Consider the following 534-nt stretch of genomic DNA (forward strand, 5'->3'; position numbering starts at 1 on the left):
CGACTACCCTATGGGAGGCAGCAGTGGGGAATTTTGGACAATGGGGGAAACCCTGATCCAGCCATCCCGCGTGTGCGATGAAGGCCTTCGGGTTGTAAAGCACTTTTGGCAGGAAAGAAACGTCGTGGGTTAATACCCCGCGAAACTGACGGTACCTGCAGAATAAGCACCGGCTAACTACGTGCCAGCAGCCGCGGTAATACGTAGGGTGCAAGCGTTAATCGGAATTACTGGGCGTAAAGCGTGCGCAGGCGGTTCGGAAAGAAAGATGTGGAATCCCAGAGCTTAACTTTGGAACTGCATTTTTAACTACCGGGCTAGAGTGTGTCAGAGGGAGGTGGAATTCCGCGTGTAGCAGTGAAATGCGTAGATATGCGGAGGAACACCGATGGCGAAGGCAGCCTCCTGGGATAACACTGACGCTCATGCACGAAAGCGTGGGGAGCAAACAGGATTAGATACCCTGGTAGTCCACGCCCTAAACGATGTCAACTAGCTGTTGGGGCCTTCGGGCCTTGGTAGCGCAGCTAACGC

General features: G+C 54.1%; 1 rRNA gene. It reads left to right on the forward strand.

Going from position 1 to position 534, the window contains the following annotated elements:
• Positions 1 to 534 (forward strand): 16S ribosomal RNA (locus tag DNK89_RS23915); the annotation flags it as partial.

Source organism: Acidovorax sp. ST3, from assembly GCF_003231145.1.
Classification (GTDB): domain Bacteria; phylum Pseudomonadota; class Gammaproteobacteria; order Burkholderiales; family Burkholderiaceae_C; genus Acidovorax.